Origin of the sequence: Pelomonas margarita (assembly GCF_043555875.1) — a bacterium.
Classification (GTDB): domain Bacteria; phylum Pseudomonadota; class Gammaproteobacteria; order Burkholderiales; family Burkholderiaceae_C; genus Pelomonas; species Pelomonas margarita.
In genome coordinates this window covers 417,768-435,231 of the sequence record NZ_JBIGHW010000004.1, presented here as the reverse complement: position 1 = coordinate 435,231, position 17,464 = coordinate 417,768, and the positions used below count along the sequence as shown (strand labels likewise).

Annotated in this window: 23 protein-coding genes, 1 tRNA gene and 1 pseudogene; 14 read left to right on the top strand and 11 right to left on the bottom strand. The window is 66.7% G+C overall.

What is annotated here, in order from left to right; translation table 11 throughout:
- Positions 1–14 precede the first annotated feature (14 nt).
- The 7 genes from ACG0Z3_RS10565 to ACG0Z3_RS10535 are packed head-to-tail and all read right to left on the bottom strand — an operon-like array spanning position 15 to position 5,491.
- Complete coding sequence (locus tag ACG0Z3_RS10565) at positions 15–1,442, bottom strand: SGNH/GDSL hydrolase family protein (RefSeq protein WP_394397445.1); 1,428 nt, start codon at positions 1,440–1,442, stop codon at positions 15–17.
- A gap of 11 nt (positions 1,443–1,453) precedes the next feature.
- The gene (locus tag ACG0Z3_RS10560; RefSeq protein ID WP_394397444.1) at positions 1,454–1,822 is read right to left on the bottom strand and encodes a DUF7370 family protein; all 369 of its coding nucleotides are present in this window, start codon (positions 1,820–1,822) and stop codon (positions 1,454–1,456) included.
- Between the two features lie 2 nt (positions 1,823–1,824).
- Positions 1,825–2,262 (bottom strand): hypothetical protein, encoded by a 438-nt coding sequence (locus ACG0Z3_RS10555; protein ID WP_394397443.1) that lies wholly within the window; start codon positions 2,260–2,262, stop codon positions 1,825–1,827.
- Between the two features lie 2 nt (positions 2,263–2,264).
- On the bottom strand, positions 2,265–3,260 hold the full coding sequence (locus ACG0Z3_RS10550; RefSeq protein WP_394397442.1) for a major capsid protein: 996 nt from the start codon (positions 3,258–3,260) through the stop codon (positions 2,265–2,267).
- Positions 3,261–3,269: 9 nt separating this feature from the next.
- Positions 3,270–3,722 (bottom strand): hypothetical protein, encoded by a 453-nt coding sequence (locus ACG0Z3_RS10545; RefSeq protein ID WP_394397441.1) that lies wholly within the window; start codon positions 3,720–3,722, stop codon positions 3,270–3,272.
- A 6-nt stretch (positions 3,723–3,728) separates the two neighbouring features.
- Positions 3,729–5,045, bottom strand: a complete 1,317-nt coding sequence (locus ACG0Z3_RS10540; RefSeq protein WP_394397440.1) for a hypothetical protein — start codon at positions 5,043–5,045, stop codon at positions 3,729–3,731.
- A gap of 23 nt (positions 5,046–5,068) precedes the next feature.
- Entirely contained in the window at positions 5,069–5,491 is a 423-nt protein-coding gene (locus tag ACG0Z3_RS10535; protein WP_394397510.1) for a phage minor head protein, read from the bottom strand.
- A gap of 241 nt (positions 5,492–5,732) precedes the next feature.
- Here ACG0Z3_RS10535 and ACG0Z3_RS10530 point away from each other — a divergent pair, with 241 nt between their 5' ends.
- The 14 genes from ACG0Z3_RS10530 to ACG0Z3_RS10465 all read left to right on the top strand — a co-directional run bounded on the left by ACG0Z3_RS10530 (position 5,733) and on the right by ACG0Z3_RS10465 (position 13,606).
- Positions 5,733–5,945, top strand: coding sequence for a hypothetical protein (locus ACG0Z3_RS10530; protein ID WP_394397439.1), 213 nt, complete (start codon positions 5,733–5,735; stop codon positions 5,943–5,945).
- Positions 5,942–6,271: a hypothetical protein gene (locus tag ACG0Z3_RS10525; RefSeq protein WP_394397438.1), complete on the top strand. Its 330-nt coding sequence runs from the start codon at positions 5,942–5,944 to the stop codon at positions 6,269–6,271. Before ACG0Z3_RS10530 ends, ACG0Z3_RS10525 begins: the two co-directional genes overlap by 4 nt.
- Positions 6,272–6,384: 113 nt before the next feature.
- Positions 6,385–6,657: a hypothetical protein gene (locus ACG0Z3_RS10520; protein WP_394397437.1), complete on the top strand. Its 273-nt coding sequence runs from the start codon at positions 6,385–6,387 to the stop codon at positions 6,655–6,657.
- Between the two features lie 71 nt (positions 6,658–6,728).
- Positions 6,729–7,382: a hypothetical protein gene (locus tag ACG0Z3_RS10515; RefSeq protein WP_394397436.1), complete on the top strand. Its 654-nt coding sequence runs from the start codon at positions 6,729–6,731 to the stop codon at positions 7,380–7,382.
- Positions 7,383–7,394: 12 nt separating this feature from the next.
- The gene (locus tag ACG0Z3_RS10510) at positions 7,395–8,705 is read left to right on the top strand and encodes a hypothetical protein (protein ID WP_394397435.1); all 1,311 of its coding nucleotides are present in this window, start codon (positions 7,395–7,397) and stop codon (positions 8,703–8,705) included.
- Between the two features lie 11 nt (positions 8,706–8,716).
- Complete coding sequence (locus ACG0Z3_RS10505; protein ID WP_394397434.1) at positions 8,717–10,000, top strand: hypothetical protein; 1,284 nt, start codon at positions 8,717–8,719, stop codon at positions 9,998–10,000.
- Positions 9,997–10,245, top strand: coding sequence for a hypothetical protein (locus ACG0Z3_RS10500; protein WP_394397433.1), 249 nt, complete (start codon positions 9,997–9,999; stop codon positions 10,243–10,245). Before ACG0Z3_RS10505 ends, ACG0Z3_RS10500 begins: the two co-directional genes overlap by 4 nt.
- Positions 10,242–10,730 carry a DUF1643 domain-containing protein gene (locus tag ACG0Z3_RS10495; RefSeq protein WP_394397432.1) on the top strand — a complete coding sequence of 163 codons (489 nt, stop codon included), beginning with the start codon at positions 10,242–10,244 and terminating at the stop codon, positions 10,728–10,730. Before ACG0Z3_RS10500 ends, ACG0Z3_RS10495 begins: the two co-directional genes overlap by 4 nt.
- A complete protein-coding gene (locus tag ACG0Z3_RS10490; RefSeq protein ID WP_394397431.1) occupies positions 10,727–11,017 on the top strand; it encodes a hypothetical protein in 291 nt (96 codons plus the stop codon). The genes ACG0Z3_RS10495 and ACG0Z3_RS10490 overlap by 4 nt, the downstream gene beginning before the upstream one ends.
- Positions 11,014–11,877, top strand: coding sequence for an adenine nucleotide alpha hydrolase family protein (locus tag ACG0Z3_RS10485; RefSeq protein WP_394397430.1), 864 nt, complete (start codon positions 11,014–11,016; stop codon positions 11,875–11,877). The genes ACG0Z3_RS10490 and ACG0Z3_RS10485 overlap by 4 nt, the downstream gene beginning before the upstream one ends.
- A gap of 22 nt (positions 11,878–11,899) precedes the next feature.
- The gene (locus ACG0Z3_RS10480) at positions 11,900–12,106 is read left to right on the top strand and encodes a hypothetical protein (protein WP_394397429.1); all 207 of its coding nucleotides are present in this window, start codon (positions 11,900–11,902) and stop codon (positions 12,104–12,106) included.
- A 20-nt stretch (positions 12,107–12,126) separates the two neighbouring features.
- Positions 12,127–12,363 (top strand): hypothetical protein, encoded by a 237-nt coding sequence (locus tag ACG0Z3_RS10475; RefSeq protein ID WP_394397428.1) that lies wholly within the window; start codon positions 12,127–12,129, stop codon positions 12,361–12,363.
- Entirely contained in the window at positions 12,363–12,596 is a 234-nt protein-coding gene (locus ACG0Z3_RS10470) for a DUF4224 domain-containing protein (RefSeq protein WP_394397427.1), read from the top strand. Before ACG0Z3_RS10475 ends, ACG0Z3_RS10470 begins: the two co-directional genes overlap by 1 nt.
- Complete coding sequence (locus ACG0Z3_RS10465; protein ID WP_394397426.1) at positions 12,593–13,606, top strand: tyrosine-type recombinase/integrase; 1,014 nt, start codon at positions 12,593–12,595, stop codon at positions 13,604–13,606. Before ACG0Z3_RS10470 ends, ACG0Z3_RS10465 begins: the two co-directional genes overlap by 4 nt.
- Here ACG0Z3_RS10465 and ACG0Z3_RS10460 read toward each other — a convergent pair.
- From ACG0Z3_RS10460 to ACG0Z3_RS10445, 4 genes and pseudogenes are all read right to left on the bottom strand, one after another.
- Positions 13,607–13,683 (bottom strand) — tRNA-Arg (locus ACG0Z3_RS10460).
- A 128-nt stretch (positions 13,684–13,811) separates the two neighbouring features.
- On the bottom strand, positions 13,812–15,800 hold the full coding sequence (locus tag ACG0Z3_RS10455) for an OPT family oligopeptide transporter (protein WP_394397425.1): 1,989 nt from the start codon (positions 15,798–15,800) through the stop codon (positions 13,812–13,814).
- A 563-nt stretch (positions 15,801–16,363) separates the two neighbouring features.
- Positions 16,364–17,169 (bottom strand): IS5 family transposase gene (locus tag ACG0Z3_RS10450; protein ID WP_394397424.1). Its coding sequence is split into 2 segments (ribosomal slippage): positions 16,364–16,842 and positions 16,842–17,169, totalling 807 coding nucleotides; the frame shifts between segments, so codons are not numbered across the junction.
- Between the two features lie 103 nt (positions 17,170–17,272).
- Positions 17,273–17,440, bottom strand: a pseudogene (locus ACG0Z3_RS10445) (IS5/IS1182 family transposase); the annotation flags it as partial.
- Positions 17,441–17,464 lie beyond the last annotated feature (24 nt).

The following is a 17,464-nucleotide window of genomic DNA, read 5'->3' as shown; positions in this document are numbered from 1 at the left end:
GGAGGGGATGGAAATCAGCGCAGCGCGGCGGCCAGGACAGACGCCACCATCTCCGCTTTGCGGGTGTAGCCCAGCGCCGATTCGTGGCGGTCGTCGTACATGAGGCCGGCCGCGTTGGCGGCTTCGTAGGTGCCGCCGCTCTGCGTGTACCAGTCGATGAGGATCAGGCTGTTCTCGGCGGCCAACTCGCGGTAGGCGGTCAGGTAGGCCGCCTGTGTGGCGTAGCTCGCCACGCCAGGCGCCGTGGGAATGTCGGTGATGAGCACCACATCGCAGGCGCCGCCGTTCTTGGCGGCGGTGATAAGGGTCTGCGTGTCAGCCTTGAACGTGGCCACGTTGGTGCCTGCAACCCAGTCATTGATAAGGTTGCCCAGGATGATCAGCTTGCATCCAAGCGTGGAAATAACGTTGCTGGTCGCCAGCGTGCCGGAGCCCTTCAGCGTCGCGGCGGTGCCGCCCGCGTAGCCGAGATTCAAGACCTGCACGCCCGGGTTCTCCGAGTCGTAGGCGATCATGCCGGCAATGACGACGTACACGCCGCCACCTGGCGGCACAACATTGAGCGTGTGGTAGCCGCGAGCAAACGTGACGACTTGCTTTCGCATCGTCTTCGCCGCGTTGCAATCAACAGTGGCCAGCGTAGCGCCGCCGTCCACATTGACCGTGAAAGTCCCAAAGGCTGCTGTTCCGTCAACAGGTTTGGAAAAGTAAAATATCTCACCGGTATTGACAGGAACCGACGCCGTTAGCGGCAGCGCGTTTGTCGTTGTGCTGTTCTCCAGGCTATTTTTGCCTAGCGACCCTTGCGGGCTGTTAACCCATCCAGCGCCCGGATTCAGGCTGGGGAAATATTGATTGAATGTGGTTCCGCCAGCTGTCTCGCTGCCGTTGTTGCCCATCCAAGACTCGATGCCGGTCGGCCGGAGGATCGTGTCCAGCAACGCAGCGAGCCGTGAAGTCGGCGATGCCCGCTTGATGCCCACATAGTTGGCTGCGCCAAGGGCGCCGTATCCCACCGCGGTTGAGTTGCCAGGCCAGGCAATGCGGCAAATTACGCCAGCGCGCGTTTGCTGTGCCCCCGCCCGCCAATTCGGCAGAGCAGCGGCATACGTGGAGAAGCCGGTGGGCAGGTAGACGTTGGCGCTAACCACCGTGTTCCAAGCCCCTGACACCGGGGGTGTGAATTCACCCGTCGCCGGGTCGGCAGTCACCGGCACTTGCGTCGGCTGGGCGTAGTTCGCCGCGCCGCTCACGGCCGTGACGCGCAGCTTCGCGGGCACGCCATACGGGCCAAACAGCTGGGTGTTGGCGTTCAGCGTGGTGGTGCCGGCCGGCGCACCGTAGGCGCTCGTCACGGTCACCTGGCCCGACGTGCGCACGCGGACGCTTTCATTTGCGGCAAGGACGATATCGGCCGAATAGCCCTGGGCGAGATCAGGCATGTGGACTCCGGTCAGCAGACGACCATGAAGAGGGTGTTTGATGCTGGATCGGGGCCGACGATCGCGGCCACCGTCCCGGCTGTGTCGAGTGAGGCGAGCTCGCGGCGCATGACCGTCAGAGCCTTGGCGTCGTTCTGGAACGAGCGCGAGACGCCGCCCTGGGCGCCTTGTGACTGGAGGCGGCGGGCGCTGCCGGCGCTGGCCTTGATGGCAACTGCCATGCACTGCACGAGCGTCTTGGTGCCGGCGCTGTAGCCTGCCGCATCCATGGCGGCCTCGGCTGCCGCGACATCGGCCACGGCAGCGTCGACCACGAATTCAGGGACGGAGATCCCCAGCGCCTGATCCAGGTACTGCCGGGCCTGTGCGCTGGAGATCATCGTCAGCCCTTCTTGGGCTTGGTGGCGGCCGAGGCCTGCGCCGCGGCAGCGCGTGCTTCCTCGGCGGCAGCCAGCTGCGCGGACAGCTCGGCGACCTTGGAGTCGGCCTCTGCCTTCGCGGTCTGCAGCGCTTCGTTCTGGCCGGTGAGCTCTTGCAGCTTGGCCTGCATGTCGCGGGCGTGCTGCTCAAACTCGGCGGTCAGGCGGGCGATGTGCTGGCCAGCTTCCTCGCGCACCTTGTCAGCCTCGGACAGTACGACCGGCTCGGGCACGAACTCGGGCGGCACGGGCACGGTCAGCGACGGCTCTTCGTCGTCGCCGACCGGCACGCACTTGCCAGCAGCCCAGGCCGGCAGGGCGCCGGCTTCGAACTCGACCACGGCCCCGACCAAGGCCCCGGAGGGCCAAGGCGCTTTCAGGTTGGTGATGCGCGCCTTCATGGTCAGGCGTTCGTGCCGTGGACGAATTGCGACTGACCGTTGGCGTCGCTGCGGAACTGCGGGGCAGCGGCAGCGATGACGCCGAACACATAGTCGTCCTCGGGCTCCTGGCGGGTCTTGGGCCGCGTGGTCAGCGGCATGGCCGACAGGATGCCACCCCACTCGCCCGCATCCAGGTCGGAGATGCCCAGGATCTCGTTTGCCGGAACGCTCGACGCCGGGATGATCTCGGCGATCTGAGCGATGGCGCGCAGGCGCTGCAGGATCGTGCCGCTGTAGGCGGCCGAGTAGTCGGTCGTGTCGGCGTAGGTGTAGTCGCCGATGTTCACGAACACCGTCAGTCGGCCGAAGTTGTTGTCGCCCAGCGCGGCGGTGATCGCCTGCTTGAACGCCGTCAGCCACTGCGCGCCCGTGGCCGAGGCCAGCGTGAAGCCGTGGGCGAAGGTGTTGCGCGCCGGCAGGTTGCGCAGGCCGTGGATCGTGGCGCCGTTGACGTTGACCGAGGACAGGCCATTGATCGCCATGTCTTCCAGCCGCTCGGCCATCTTGCGCTGACCGTTGGCGATGGTGGCGGTGTCGAGCATGCTGCCGCCCTTGCGCAGCACCTCCATCTGACGCCAGCCCATGCGTACGCTGGTGGTCATCACCGGCACCGGGGTGCCGACGTAGCTCACCGCGGCGGCGTCAGCCTTGGCGGCGTTGCGGCCGTCCATCGAGACTTGCACCTCGTTGGAGTCGCTGATCTGCGGGTAGAAGTTGACCAGATCGGCGATGCTGACCGGCAACGTGCTGGCCTGGGCCAGACGGTTGAACACGGCCAAGCGGCTGCGAGCCAGCATCTGGGCGCGCGAGTCGATGCGACGCCAGGCGTCGACCGGGATGGACAGCGAGTTGCCCTCCAGGATGGCTTCGTTCGCAGCCATGGCGACGGCGCGCTGGTTGAAACGAGCGCGGGCGGCCTTGACCTGCTCCCACTGCTCCTTGGTGAATTGCAGCATGCGGCCTCCTTAAGCCTTGGTGTAGTGGTTGGCGACGCAGACGTCGGCCAGCGCGCCAGCAGCGAAAGTGCCGCCCGCCTGATCGAAGTGCGCGACGACGACGGCGCCGGTGGTGGCGGCGGTCAGGCGACCGGCAGCGCCCACGGTGAGCTCCTGGCCGTTGGTGTAGGTGCCAGCGGCCATGGCCCACTGCACTTCGTCCTGCGGCTCCAGGAGGTAGGCGATGCCCGTTTCGCCGGAGGCGTAGGGCGTCAGCAGCGGGTCGGTGGCCGTGGTGATGCCCAGGCCGTAGAACTCGCGGTCACCCAGCAGGGCCAGGCGGCCGCCGCTGGCAGCGGTGGCCTGGGTCAGCTGCGTGGCACCGACGAAGACGGCCGTGGCCGGCAGCAGGGCACCGCTGACGGTGCGGTCGGAGATGGTGCGCGGGTCGCGGCGCGCGCTGCGGAAGATGCGATTTGCCATGGCCATTTATTCCTTGCCGAGTGCGTTGATGTCGTAATCGAACTCGTCGTGCGCCGCGTTCGCGGCGGGCGTGCCGGGCGTGACGGGCGCGGCCTTCTTGTTGGCCTTGAGCTCCTTGCAGCGCTCCAGCCCCATGGCCTTGAAGTCCTCGGGCTTGAGCGAGGTGTTCGCGGCCAGTTCGGTTGCCAGGGCGGTCAGCTCGGCCTCCTTCGCGGCGTTGGCGGTCAGCTCGTGCTCGGCGATCCGGGCATTGGCGGCCGTCAGCTTCTCGGTCGCGGCGTTGAGCGCGGCGAGATGGGGCTTTGCCTGGACTGCGTTGTAGGCCTCCAGCAGATGCGCGTCGGTCATCGCCGCGACGCCGCTGATGCCGGCTGCATTGAGCGCGGCGATGATGGTTTCTTTCACTTGGTCGTCCTTTTGACGGTTGGTGATGGGCACATACGACACCTCGCGCTTCACTGCTTGAGGGTCTGACGAAAATGCTAGGGAGCCGTCAGAACCGACCGAGTAGTCCTGGCGGAAGTGATTCCCGTCGCGGTCAGTCCAGATGACGTAGCGGTCATAGACATCGCGCAGCCAGGCGCCCTCTGGCAGCAGCGCATAGAGGCCGGAGCTGATCTGGTCGAAGGACAGATCCACGGCACCGTTGCCGACCAGGCGCAGCAGCCACGCCTTCAGGCCAGCGCTGCGCTTGTCCTCGGGTTCGGCGTTGACCATCACGGCCTCGACCTGTTCCTCGGCGCCATCGGCGTTCAGAAACATGCCCACACCCTGCTCCGGCGTGCCGGCGCCCTGCTCGTTCAGCAGGATGGCGAGGTGGTCGTACTGCAGATTCGTGGCGATGCGCGAGTACTTCTTGCCCAGGCTCTCGCCGTTGGCCGTGATCGGGTCGACGAACAGGCCCGTGCTGACGTGGATCGGGTCGCTGCTGTTGCCGGCGATCACAGAATCCAGGCGCTCGACCAGCTTCAGGCCTTCAGGGTGCGCGCGGGCCTGGGCCTCGTTCACCACCACGTCCACCAGCGTCTTGCCGCCCTCGTGGCGGGCATTGGTGCAGATGCTGCCGATGTAGGCGTTCAGCAGTGCTTCGCCGTTCAGCGCGCTGATGAACTGGCCCGCCGAGTTCTTCGGGTGGCCGGCCGGCGCCGGCTTGCCGTTGAGCGTGGCAACACCCTTGGCCAGCTGGTCGGCTGGGTACAGCATGCCGTTCATCACGATGTCGTTGACGGCACCGCACACGCCCTTGATGGTGAACTTGCCACCTTCCTTGCTGACGGCCGAGGCGTTGACGGCCGTCAGGATGTGCACACGCTTCTTGGTCATGCCTGCGCATGCTAGGAAGACGTTCAGACGGGCATTGCCGGCTTCCAGTCCTTCACCTCGCGCGCCATCTTCTTCTTGAGGCCGTCCGTCAGGATCGGCTTGCCGTCCGAGTCGATGAGGCAGGTCGTGCTGCTGCAGTGGCAGTTCATTCGGTTCCCGTCCTTGGCGTACCAGTCGCGCATCTCCTGCGTCGTGTAGACCTTGCCGTGCCGGGCTGCGTGCGTCGGGCGCGTGGTCGGCAGCAGGGCCGAGGTGTGCAACTCGCGCAGGTCAAGGCCGAACTGCTCGGTGGCTGCGTCATCCTCGGCCCAGCGCGCCTGGCGCAGACTGTCGGTGATGTCTGTCTGCGCGAACGCGCGGGCCTTGGACTCACTCACGGCCAGGCGGTCTCGGATCAGCCCCTTGACCTCACGCGGCGGCCGGCCGTCAGCCACGGCGCTGCCGATGACCTGGGACAGCTCGGCGCGGATCTGCGCACTCTGGCCCGTCCAGTGCTCGTAACTCTTGGTCTGCGCGATGCCGACGCGGTTGGCGCAGCCGCACGGCGGCGCTGAGCGTCGAGGTGTCGGGCTTGATGACGAAAGAGCAGGCGCTGGTCGCCAAGCTCAAGGACGCCGAGCCGGTGGTGCTGAGCCGCGACGCGATCGAGGGCATGGACGACATGGCCGGCCTGTGCGGGGTGGCGGCATGAGCACCCACCCCACCGAGCGCAGCCGCGTGGAGGTGCACGGCTTTGACGTCACCGCCTGCACTCACGCCGACCCCGCCTACCAAACCGGCCACCTCGTGTGGGTTGGCCTCGGCGCCGAGGGCCGCTGGCTGACCGTTGCCGAGGCGCGAGAGCTGGCCGGCGCCATCTACGGCGCCGCCGCGATCCTTCGCGAAGAGGTGCCGGCATGAACCACCGCGCCCGCATCCTGCCGGCCGACTGGCCGACCCGCCCCACCAACGCCCCGCAAGGCCGCCCCGAGCAAGGCTGGCCGGTACGCCGCTGCACCCCCGCGCCGGCCGCGAACTTCGACGGCTGCGGCTGCAGCCTGGGCCGTGAGGTCTGCAGCTGCGCCGGCCAGCCGGTCGAGGCCGCCAGCGCCTGCACCGAGATCGGCTGCGACGAAGGCGAGCCGCTGAGCGTCGCCGAGGCCGTGCGCTTCTGGGCCTGGGTCTGCATGCCCGCCTTCGCTGGCGTGATCGGCTTTGCCGCCGTGGTCTGGGCCTTCAAGCCGTGAAGCCCGACGCCATCGCCGAGACGGCGCTCTCCAACCTCACCGCTGCCGGCGCCCTGCTGGCGGCCCTCAGCGCGGCCGCTTCGCTGGCTGCGCCCTACCTCCTGAGTTGAGCCATGGATATCCAAGAAGAGCTTGCCCGCGCCGAAGACCGGCAAAACGCTGAAAAGCTGACTGCCGCTGCCGCCCTCCGCGCGGCCCGCGCAGCTGCCGGTGCGGCCGGTGACACGAGCGGCAACTGCGATGCCGCCGTTCACTATGCCGAGCGCCGCCAGTTCCAGAGCGCCGCTCAAGAGCTGGAGTGGGCCGAGGAAAACGCACGCTCTGCGATGCGCCGCATCCAGGACGCGCGCGCTGTGCTGGCTAACGCGATGCGGTCGGCCTCATGAGTGCCGCCGCGAAGGAATCCGCCGTCGCACTGACGACTACCGTCAGCGGCCTGGAGCGCATGCGCCAGGCTGTGCCCGACAACCTGATCAGCAAGAAGCCTCAGGGCACCAAGGCTCAGAACGAGTGCCCCAACGATCAGAAGCGCAACTGCCACGTTTGCGGCGGCTGGCATCACCCGAGCGTCAAGCACCTGGATTACGTCGGACACGCCGCGACGACGCACCTGATTCTTGACGCCGATCTGCGCTGGAACTGGGAGCCGCTGGCATTCACCGAAGAGGGCCTGCCGCGCTTTGATGCGAACGGCGGGCTGTGGATCAAGCTCACCGTTGACGGCGTGACGCGCCTGGGCTACGGCAATGCCGACAAGAAGAACTTCGGCGATGCGGGAGCCCGCGAGAAGGAAGTGATCGGCGACGCCCTGCGCAATGCCGCGATGCGGTTCGGCTTGGCGCTTGACCTGTGGAGCAAGGCCGACTTGCACGCTACCAGCGAGCGCGATCTGTGGTTCTTCCGCTGCGTGGATGCGATCCGCGGCGCCAAGACGGTTGGCGAACTGAAGACGGTTTCCCAGGCTGCTATTGCCGAGGCAAAGGCGCGCGGTGACCAGGAAGCCGAAGACGAGTTCCTGATCGAACAGGCCGACAAGATGGCCAAAGCATCCCCCAAGACACCGCCACCCGCGAGGCGCGAGCCCCTGGACGGCGACGACCTGCCCTACTGACCGGAGATCACCATGAGCACCACACTGATTGACGACAGCACCGGCTTCGACGAGCCCGTCGAACTGACCCCCACCACCAGCAAGGCTGCGCTGGCCATCACAGATGACATCGGCCGCATCGGCACCGCCGTGAGCGAGTTTGACCGCGTGGCAGCTGGCCTCGCCGACATTGAGGCGCGCTACCCGAAGGATGTGGTCTACGACCTGACCACGACCAAGGGCATGAAGGACGCCATTGCCCACCGCGCCGCCTGGCGAGATCCGCGCATCACGGTCGAGAAGGTGCGAAAGATGGCGAAGGCCCCGCTGCTGGCGCTGGGCAAGAACATCGACGCCCGCGCCGCGTGGCTGACCGAGCGACTGCTGGAGGGCGAGACGCCCATTGACCAGCAGATCAAGGCCGAAGAAGCCCGCCGCGAGGCCGAGCGCGAAGCCAAGGCCGCCGCCGAGTTCGGCCGCGTGCTGGCCATCCAGGAAGCGCTGGCCGCCATCGGCATTGATGTGGCTGCAGCGTGCAACAAGACTTCCGACGACATCGCCGCGCTGCTGGAGCGGATGCAGACCACCGAGCCCGAACCGGCCACGTTCCAAGAGATGCTGGAGCAGGCCAAGGCCGCATGGGCGGCTGGCATTGCCAAGCTGGAGACAGCGCACAAGGCAAAGCTGTGGGAAGAGGCAGAGCAGCGCCGCGTCGCTGCCGAGCAAGAAGCCGCGCGCGTCGCTGCCGAGCAGGCGGCGGCTGAGTTGGAGCGCCTGCGCGTCGAGAACGAGCGCATCGCGGCTGAACAGCGGGCCGAGCGCGAACGCATGGCCGACGCCTGCGGCCCGCGACTGGAAGGGCGCCACGCTGGAGCGCTGGGGTACGAATGCGCGGCCATTGAACGAGGTGGCGAGGCTCGCCGGCTGGCCTACACCGATCACAAACGACGCGGGCGGCAGCACGCACTGCTACAGCGGCAGCAACCCGGACGGGAGCCGCAAGATCGCCTGGAAGCTGCCCGGAGCGGCGAAGCTGGCGGGCTGGCCAACGCCGAGGGCGGCGGACGGCGAGAAGAACGTGCGGACGCTGGAAGGCGCGCTGGCGGAGATCCTGCGCAAGGGCTCACCGCAGGACCTGTCGATGGCTGCGGCCCTGTCAACGGCTACTGGGCTTCGGCGGACTGGGTGCTTTGTCGAGACCCTGACGGACCCACCTGGCGGCCAGTTGAGCCCGGCACATTCCCGTTGGCTCATGGGGCTCCCGCCCGAGTGGGACGCCTGCGCGCCTACGGCAACGCGATCAACGCCGAAGCGGCGCGGATCTTCATCGAAGCAACCATGTGAGGCATGACCCCATGACCGAAATCCAATCCCCCCAGCCTGCACCACTCCAACAGCCGTCTGGCGCACTGCCCGACGACTGCCAGGCGCAACAAGCCGATGCGTGGAGCGCCGTGTGCAAGGCTCTCCACGAGGTGGCGCCCGGCTGGCTCGACCCGAAGGGCACCGGCCAGGATCTTGCCGTCGCCACTATCCGCCGCTTGGCCGCCGCAGTGCCGCCGGCCGCGCTGCCTGAGTTCGATGCACTCTCCGACGCTTTGATCGACCAGGCGTGCGACGCCGGCTCCGTCCTGCGCGTTGACCTGATGCGCGCGTGGGAGGTCATCCGCGAGGCTAACGAGTTCGGCTCTGTGGGCCTCAAGCTGCCGAACGGCGAGTACATCTACCCGCTGGACTACGGCATCCCGTCACTGCTCACCCGGCAGGTGTGGAAGTTCCATCTGGCTGCCCAGGCCGCAGTCCCATCCCCTGAGGGTGCAGAGCTGAGCGACGAGCAGATCCTCGCCGTCATCCAGCAGATCGACCCCGCGCACGCGTACATGCCGGCTGCGCTCAAGCAGTTTGCCCGCGCCGTCATCAAGGCAGCTCGCGCCGCCCTTGCCGCCCAGCCCGCATCGACACATCCCGTCGACACGTCGTCGGCAGAGTGGCGCTGCCCCGCGACTGGCCGGACATGCACAGCCGAGGACTGCGGCCGGGAGTGCGAGACCCGCGACCCGGCCGAGAGCTACGAAGCACCAGCGACGGCGCCGAACCTTGCCTGCCCGAGCGTGCAGGCCCGGCTCGCCGAACAGTGGGGGTATGTTCGGCCAGCAGCAGAGGGGGATGTGGCAAAGCTGATTGCCACCCTCCGCACGCTCGGCCGCGACGACGTGCTGAATGGCCTGGTCGAGCGCAAGGTGCTGCGAGGCGACGAGCGCGAGAGCATTGAGGCCATTCAGTCGGCGGCGATGAAGGCTGCCGCAGCCCTGGAGGCGCACCAGCCCCATGTGCAGCCCAAGGGGACGGTGCCGGCAGGCTTTGTTCTCTTCCCGGCCGCAGCCCGCTCGGACGTGCTGACCGCCGCTGGCTTGTTGCGCCACGGCAAGCAGTGCAAGGCGCTGGCCGACCGACTCGGCGAGGCTGTCGCGTCCTCTTGGGACGCTGGCCTGGCCGCCCAATCCCCCGCAGTAGGGGCTGACGCCCTGCCTGCCCTGCGCAAGTTGGTCGAGCAGATCGACAAGGCCGAGTTCGTTGATGAGAACGGCCACCCCATCAAGATGAACGCGGCCTATCTCGCCGCGAAGGAGTTGCTGTGAGCATCACCACGATCCCGGCCAAGACCATCAAGACCTGCGACCGCTGCAAGGCCGTCATGGATGGCCGCAACGACCGCCAGGAAGGCGCGCTGCTGGTCAAGGCGCATGCACTGGACATGCACGGCCATGCCTGCGCCGATGCGTCGCGCAAGTTCGACCTGTGCGACTCGTGCCTCTACACCGTCGCCAAAACCATTGACGCGGCGATGGCGTCCCATGTGCCGGTACAGGACGCACAGTCATGACGGCCGTCCTCAGTCCCTGCCGGCAGTACCGCTACCGCCTGGAGCGTACCGTCGCAATGGAGGGCCCGGTCTACGCGTTCTTCGGCATCAACCCCAGCACGGCCGACGCCAGCCTGGACGACGCGACGGTGCGCAAGTGGATCGGCTTCTGCAAGCGATGGGGCGCGTCGCGCTTCATCGTCGGCAACGTCTTCGCCTACCGCGCCACTGACGTGCGCGCCCTGGCCAGCGTGGAAGACCCGTTCGGCGACGACATCGGCGACCACACGACCGATATCATCAACGAAGCCGACATCCTGGTTCCGTGCTGGGGCAAGACGACCAAGGTGCCGCCGAAGCTGCAGTTCGCCTTCGACGTGCTGCTGGACGCATTGGTGTCATCCGGTAAGCCCGTCATGCACTTCGGCCTGACCAAGTGCGACAGCCCGAAGCACCCGCTGATGCTGGGCTACGACACACCGCTGTGCCTGTGGGGTCGGCCATGACAGATGCCGACATCAAGGCCTTCGCCGTCCAGCACGCACCCAAGCTGGCAGAGAACATCACCCGGCTGTGCGGCCAAGTCATCGCCAAGGGCATCCAGGGGCACCTGGAGCATGCCTGCGCGCTTCAGCAGCGTGTCATCGACCTTGAGGCTGCGCTGCAGCGCATCGCTACCTGGGACGAGCACGACGTGAGCATGTCGGTGGACTACGGCTCCAACGGCGTGCGCGACTACTACCGCCGCGTCGCGCTCGACGCCATCAACCCAAGCCCCCTGCCGAGCCCATGAGAGACCCTTTCAAGATCGACGGCCCGACCGTGCTGAGCTTCAGCGGCGGCCGCACGAGCGGCTATCTGCTTTGGCGCACGTTGCAGGCCAACCCGCGAGATGTCATTGCCAAGTGGCTGACCGTCTGCTTCGCCAACACCGGCAAGGAACGGGAAGAGACGCTGCGCTACGTGAAAGCGTGCGGTGAGCGCTGGAGCGTTCCCATCGTGTGGGTGGAGTACCGGCCGGACGGCGCTGGCTGGGCCGTGGTGGATTTCGACACCGCCAGCCGCAAGGGCGAGCCCTTCGAGGCACTGATCCGCAAGCGCAACTATCTGCCCAACCCGGTCGCCCGCTTCTGCACCGTCGAGCTGAAGATCCTGCGCATCGCCGACTACATGCGCAGCCTGGGCCATGAGGAATTCGAGGTGCTGGTGGGCCTGCGCGCTGACGAGCCGGCCCGGATTGCCAAGCTCCGCGCCGATCCGAGCGGAGGCACGCGCGGCATTGAGCGCCGGGCGCCGCTCGCCGATGCCGGCGTTTCCCGCTGGGACGTGGGCAGCTTCTGGAAGTTGCAGACCTTCGACCTGGAGCTGCCGAACCACGGCGGCACGACGCCAGAGGGCAACTGCGACCTGTGCTTCCTGAAGCACAGCGCCATCGTCATGAGCCTGATCGCCAAAGAGCCGAGCCGCGCGGTCTGGTGGGCCGCTCAAGAGCACAGCATCACCAATCCGAGCATCAGCAACGGCGGCACCTTCCGCAGCGACCGCCCGAGCTACGCCCAGATGCTGGCCTTCACTGGCGCCCAGGCTGACGCCTTCGGCCACGCAGCCGCAGAGGCAGAAGACGGCATCGAGTGTGTCGGCTGCACTGACTAAACCCCATCCCCTGCCGGTGCCCATGCAGCCAATCTGCTCATGCTGCCAGCCAGCGCCCGAGGTCACTGTCACCGACGACGCCGGCCGGCGCTGGACGTTCGAGATGCACCGCATGTTCGGCCCGCTGGTGCTGCGCGCAGACGGCCAGCCTCGGGAGCGCCAGCCCGGAACCCGCAGCGCCTTCTGGCCCGCGTTCGAGGCCTGGCGCGCGCAGCACCGTCCCACCTAACCCATCCCCCGCCTGAGCCTATGACACAAACACACGAATGGAAATGGGACGGCCGCGTCGCCATCATGGCCGGCCAGAAGCTCGTGGCCGTCCTCGGCTCCGAGATGGGCGCCGATGAAGCCAGGCTGATCGAGTCGGCACCCAGGATGCTGGCGGCGCTTATCGACTGCCGCCGCGCGCTGGAACTGGCTGGCTCCACGGGAGAACTGGCTGTTGTTGACGCCGCCATTGCGGCTGCCACGAACAAGGAGGTGTGATGTTGACACTGGACGACATAGCCCTGAGCGACGAGCAGCTGGTCAGGATCACCGGCTATCGCCAGCCGGCCGCACAGCTGCGCGAGCTGCTGCGCCAGGGCTTCCACCGCGCCCGCCGCAACCCGGCCGGTCGTGTCATCCTTGAGCGTCCGCACTACGAGGCAGTCTGCGCCGGCAGGGAGGCGCCCGCTGCCAATGACACGCCCCTGCTTCGCTCACAGCGCCGCGCATGATCCGCAAGAACTCTGGTCTGCCCCCGAGGGTCTACCTCAAGCACCGGGCCTATTACCTCGTCACGCTCCAGAACAAGTGGGTTCGGCTGTGCTCGGAGAAGGACGGCTTGCCGGCCATGTACCGCGCCCTCGCCGGCTTCGTCGATGCCGACGCGACGAAAGACCGCATGCCGGCCGTCATCGGCCGCTGGTACGACAGCAAGATTGAGGCGGGCGACTGGAGCACGCAGAAGAACCGCGACGACCAGAAGCGCATTGCCGACCACATGGCGGCCGAGTTCGACGAGATCAAGCCGGCCCAGGTCACGACGCCGCTGTGCGCCACCTACCTGAAGCCGTTCATCACCAAGGCCCGCACCTACAACCTGCACCGCACCATGCTGAAACAGGTGCTGTCGTTCGCCGCGCTGGAAGGGCTGCGCCAGGGCGCCAATCCCGTGGACGACATACCGCGCCGCAAGACTGGCGGCCGGCATCGGGTGGTTACCGACGAAGAGGTCAAGCGCCTGAAGGCTGCCGCCGCGCTGCAGCGCCGCAACGGCCAGGCGCTGATTCAGATGATGGATCTGGCCATGCTGACAGGCCAGCGCATCGGCGACGTGATCCGGCTGCGGTGGCAGGACGTCACCGACAAGGGCCTGCTGTTCGACCAGGGCAAGGGCCAGGGCCGCACCAAGCTGCTGGTGAAGTGGTCGCCAGCGCTGCGCGCAGCCATCGCGGCGTGCGGCAAGCGGGGCGACAAGATCGGCCACGTCCTCAAATCGGAGCGCGGCACCGGCTACACCTACGGGGGGCTGCGCAGCAGCTGGGATCGCCTGTGCATCAGGGCCGAGGTGGACGACTTGAACATGCACGACTTCCGCGGCCGGGCCGGCGTCGACGCGCTGCTGGACGACGAGGGCGAAGAGGACATCAAGGCCGCGCAGCGCCTGCTAGGCCACAAGTCAGAGGGGATGACGCGCCACTACGTCGAGGGCAAGTATCACCGCGCCGTGAAGCCATCAAGGTGATGGCCCGCCCGGAGGGAATCGAACCCCCGACCCCGCGCTTAGAAGGCGCGTGCTCTATCCAGCTGAGCTACGGGCGGCGCGCGAACTTAGACAAAACCCCTGTTTCTTAGACGCTGCCGGCCCGATTCTCCTATGAGAAATCAATAGCGCAGCTGCTTAGAAGGCAGCTGCTCTATCCAGTTGAGCTACGGGCAGACGGTGCGGATTAGATCAGCACATTGATGATGGCGTTGCCGATGCCCATCAGCGCGGCGCCCGAGATCAGGCCGGCACAGATGGGCTCCATGCCGTCGACCCAGACGCGGTGGCCGCGGGTGCCGGCGGTCTTGTGCTTCTTGCCCATGGCAAAGAAGATGACCGCACCGACGAACATGGCCAGCACCGACTCCGGCGGCAACACGACGCCCAGGCCCGTGGCCACGGCGGACAGCTGGAAGCGGCCCTTGGTCTTGATGCGCGCGACTTCCATCGCCACGGCCGCCAGCGCCGCCACGCCCATAGAGATAAGCGCCGACGTCGGCAGGCCCTTCAGGCCCTTGGCGATGATGTCGGACACGCCCTTCCACTGCAGCGCTGACGGGAAGGCGAACTGGTCAGTCACCAGCGTCGTAACGCTGCGCACGCCGTTGGTCTCCGGCAGGAACAGCAGGAAGAACAGCGGCACGCAGAACAGCACGCCAGCCAGGTTACCGATGACATGGCCCACGGCCTGGTGGCGCGGCTTACCGCCCAGCATGTAGCCAGGCTTGATATCGGACAGCAGGTTGGCCGCGTTGGACGCGATCTCGGCCGTCATGCCGGCCGGCAGCAGGTTGGAGCCGGGGTTGCTGCGATCCAGCGTGCCCATCGTGAACTGCGTGATCTTGGACAGCGCGCCAGTAGGCGTCCAGGAGGTCAGCGCCATCGAGTTGGTGCAGATAACGGTCAGCACGAAGATCAGCGGCAGCGACACCAGCGCCAGCCAGAACGGCACGCCGAAGAACACGTGCGTGACATAGCTGCCCAGCAGGCTGAACACCGGCACGCCGACGTAGCTGATCCACAGCGGGACCTCGATGTCCTTGAGCAGGTCGCCGCCCGCAGCGGCCGACGAGGCCGCCGGCGCAGCGGCCTTGCGCTTGACCATGGCCTTGAAGATCTCAGGCTTGGCCAGCAGGCCCACCAGGGCGCCCACCACCATCATCGTGACGCCCCACCACAGCGACCACTGGTTGACGATCTCGGCGCGGTTCAGCGGAATCAGCTCGCCATTGGCGCCGATGCGCGGCGCGATGTCGCCCATCTGGATCATCATGGGCGCGAGCACCACGAAGTTGATGAAGGCCCCCAGGAAGCAGCTCGCCGCCACGGCAATGCCCATCAGGCCGCCCACACCCAGCATGGCCGCGTCCAGCGTCAGGCGCAGGCCCAGTTGGCGGATGTCGGTGCCCATGATGGTGGGGATCAGCGCGGTGCTCTTGCCGGCCCAGGCGTAGTAGTAGTGGTCCAGGCGCTCGTGCAGGTGCCAGGGCTGGCTGAGGCCGGCCCACTTGTCCATCATCAGGATCTTGAACTGCACCAGCTTCATCCAGCCGTCGCTGACGATGGCCTGGTACAGCGCCGTGAAGCCCGCCACCACACCCAGCAGCTTGGCTTTGAAAACGCCCTCATCGCCGGCGCCGTGGTACAGCGAATCCAGCACCACGCCGCAAGCGCGGCCCTCGGGGAACGGGGCCTGGTCTTCATTGATGAAACGGCGCTTCAACGGGAAGGCCAGCAGCACGCCGATCATCGCGACGACGAAGATCCAGATCATCAGCTGCCACCAGGCCGGGATGACCCCGGTGACCAGCATGTAGGCCGCGAGGCTGGAGAACAGCGGCGTGATGACGTAGCCCGCCGCCGTGGCGATGGACTGGGTGCAGTTGTTCTCGAGGATGGTGTAGTCCTGCGCGAAGCCGCTGGCATGCAGCGCGCGGAACAGCGCGAACGCGAGGATCACCGAGGTCAGGCCCACGCCGATGGCGATGCCGGTCTTGGCGCCGATGTACAGGCCCGTGGCCGACAGGATGCCGCCCAGCAGGAAGCCGGTGAAGCCGGAGCGCAGCGTCAGTTGCGCCATGTCGCCGCGGAAGATGTTCTTGAACCACCACTCGTCCTTTTGGGCGCGGGTCCAGGTGGCGATCTGCTCGTCGGTCAGGTGTTGAATGGCCATGGATCTCGGGCGGGGCTTGTGGCCCTGCCGGGTTGCTGCAAAAGCAGGCGATTGTCTGGGCCGACCGGGCGGTCGACTCTGCGGGATGCCCCGCATGCCCGGCCCTCGGATGGGGGCTTCACAAAAGACAAACCCGCCGGTGGCGCGGGGCCAGCAGCGGGTTGTTGAAAAGGTTTGGTCGGGGCGGCGGGATTCGAACTCGCGACCTTCTGCTCCCAAATTAGAGCAGAACGGGATTCTACGAGATCTTCAGGGATTTCCCGGAATCCGAGAATTCATTGATAAATCAACGACTTACGAAAACCAGCATCCCACGCCATCCAACCTCAACCCGCTACAGCCAAGCCTCTGGCTGTCCCCAAATTCGCTAGGGTCCGAACTTCCTGCCTGGAGGTCTGAGGTAGCAAAAAACGGCGACGCGTGGCCGCGGCGCCTCTGCGACCAGCGTGACACCAGGGAGCGCAGCGGACGACTGGCGCAGCGGTCGAGCCGCTGCGATCACTTCAGCGCGGCAGCAGGCGCTCGATCTTGCACGAGCTGAGCACGCCCGTGGCTTAGAGCTGCTAACAAAACGCTGGCAGGGTACGGGCGCAGATGACACAGCAGGCTAGGCTCAGCAAGGCCATGTGAGTCTGGACACTGCGCTCAAAGCGAATGCGCAACTTGCCGAAGGCCGCCAGCCAGGCGTGCGTGCGCTCCACCACCCAGCGATGGCGCCCCAGCCTGTCGTTGCGCTCGACGCCCCGGCGAGCGATGCGGCTCTGAATACCGCGTCGTCTGAGATGTTCCCGACAGCGCGCGAAGTCGTAGCCCTTGTCGGCATGCAGCTTGTCGGGCCACCGGCGCGGTCGGCCGCGCTTGCCGGCGACCTTGGGCATGGCATCCACGAGTTCCTCGAACACCACCGAGTCATGCCGGTTGGCCCCTGTGACGCAGAACATCAGCGGGATGCCCTGCCGGTCCGTGATGAGGTGACGCTTGCTGCCGAGCTTGCCTCTATCTGTGGGGTTGGGCCCCGTGTACGAGCCCCCCGGGGGCTGGACACGCTTGCCCCGTCCAGACTGACCCGACTGAAGTCCAACCGGCCGGCTCCACGCAACTCGGCCAGCAACAGCAGGTGCAACTGGTGCCACACGCCCGCTGCCTGCCACTCTCGCAGCCTGCGCCAGCACGTCATGCCACTGCCGAAGCCCAATTCCTGAGGCAGGTACTCCCAAGGCGTGCCGGTACGCAGCACGAACAAAATCCCGTTCAGCGCCAGCTCATCGCTCAGTCGCGGACGGCCCCCGCGTGGTGACTTCGACACCTCCGGCAGCAGCGGCTTCACCCGGGACCACAGCGCTGCGCTTACTTCCTTCTTGACTGCCATCCGCCTCGATACGTTTCCTTGGATTGCAGCAGATGATAGGTTTCGTTAGCCGCTCTTAGGCGTAGACCAGCACCTTGACCATCAGGGCCGGGTGAAGGGGCTAGTTGCGCGAGCCACCGCCCTCGTACCTAGCGTGGAAGGCCTTGAGGTCCAGCGCGTCAAATGTGTCGTGGATGAAGTAGCCCAGATGGCCTGCCGGCAGCCCGTCTTGCGGCGCCACCGGCGGCAGCATCACTTGGCCGGGTTCGTAGGGTCGGTAGCTTCCAGCCATGCCAGATCAACGAATGCACCGAGG

What these genes read in the sequence shown, in the direction of transcription:
- ACG0Z3_RS10565 (WP_394397445.1), bottom strand. Translation starts at nt 1,442, where the DNA reads ATGCCTGATCTCGCCCAGGGCTATTCGGCCGATATCGTCCTTGCCGCA.
- ACG0Z3_RS10560 (WP_394397444.1), bottom strand. Translation starts at nt 1,822, where the DNA reads ATGATCTCCAGCGCACAGGCCCGGCAGTACCTGGATCAGGCGCTGGGG.
- ACG0Z3_RS10555 (WP_394397443.1), bottom strand. Translation starts at nt 2,262, where the DNA reads ATGAAGGCGCGCATCACCAACCTGAAAGCGCCTTGGCCCTCCGGGGCC.
- ACG0Z3_RS10550 (WP_394397442.1), bottom strand. Translation starts at nt 3,260, where the DNA reads ATGCTGCAATTCACCAAGGAGCAGTGGGAGCAGGTCAAGGCCGCCCGC.
- ACG0Z3_RS10545 (WP_394397441.1), bottom strand. Translation starts at nt 3,722, where the DNA reads ATGGCAAATCGCATCTTCCGCAGCGCGCGCCGCGACCCGCGCACCATC.
- ACG0Z3_RS10540 (WP_394397440.1), bottom strand. Translation starts at nt 5,045, where the DNA reads ATGACCAAGAAGCGTGTGCACATCCTGACGGCCGTCAACGCCTCGGCC.
- ACG0Z3_RS10530 (WP_394397439.1), top strand. Translation starts at nt 5,733, where the DNA reads ATGAGCACCCACCCCACCGAGCGCAGCCGCGTGGAGGTGCACGGCTTT.
- ACG0Z3_RS10525 (WP_394397438.1), top strand. Translation starts at nt 5,942, where the DNA reads ATGAACCACCGCGCCCGCATCCTGCCGGCCGACTGGCCGACCCGCCCC.
- ACG0Z3_RS10520 (WP_394397437.1), top strand. Translation starts at nt 6,385, where the DNA reads ATGGATATCCAAGAAGAGCTTGCCCGCGCCGAAGACCGGCAAAACGCT.
- ACG0Z3_RS10510 (WP_394397435.1), top strand. Translation starts at nt 7,395, where the DNA reads ATGAGCACCACACTGATTGACGACAGCACCGGCTTCGACGAGCCCGTC.
- ACG0Z3_RS10505 (WP_394397434.1), top strand. Translation starts at nt 8,717, where the DNA reads ATGACCGAAATCCAATCCCCCCAGCCTGCACCACTCCAACAGCCGTCT.
- ACG0Z3_RS10495 (WP_394397432.1), top strand. Translation starts at nt 10,242, where the DNA reads ATGACGGCCGTCCTCAGTCCCTGCCGGCAGTACCGCTACCGCCTGGAG.
- ACG0Z3_RS10490 (WP_394397431.1), top strand. Translation starts at nt 10,727, where the DNA reads ATGACAGATGCCGACATCAAGGCCTTCGCCGTCCAGCACGCACCCAAG.
- ACG0Z3_RS10485 (WP_394397430.1), top strand. Translation starts at nt 11,014, where the DNA reads ATGAGAGACCCTTTCAAGATCGACGGCCCGACCGTGCTGAGCTTCAGC.
- ACG0Z3_RS10480 (WP_394397429.1), top strand. Translation starts at nt 11,900, where the DNA reads ATGCAGCCAATCTGCTCATGCTGCCAGCCAGCGCCCGAGGTCACTGTC.
- ACG0Z3_RS10475 (WP_394397428.1), top strand. Translation starts at nt 12,127, where the DNA reads ATGACACAAACACACGAATGGAAATGGGACGGCCGCGTCGCCATCATG.
- ACG0Z3_RS10470 (WP_394397427.1), top strand. Translation starts at nt 12,363, where the DNA reads ATGTTGACACTGGACGACATAGCCCTGAGCGACGAGCAGCTGGTCAGG.
- ACG0Z3_RS10465 (WP_394397426.1), top strand. Translation starts at nt 12,593, where the DNA reads ATGATCCGCAAGAACTCTGGTCTGCCCCCGAGGGTCTACCTCAAGCAC.
- ACG0Z3_RS10455 (WP_394397425.1), bottom strand. Translation starts at nt 15,800, where the DNA reads ATGGCCATTCAACACCTGACCGACGAGCAGATCGCCACCTGGACCCGC.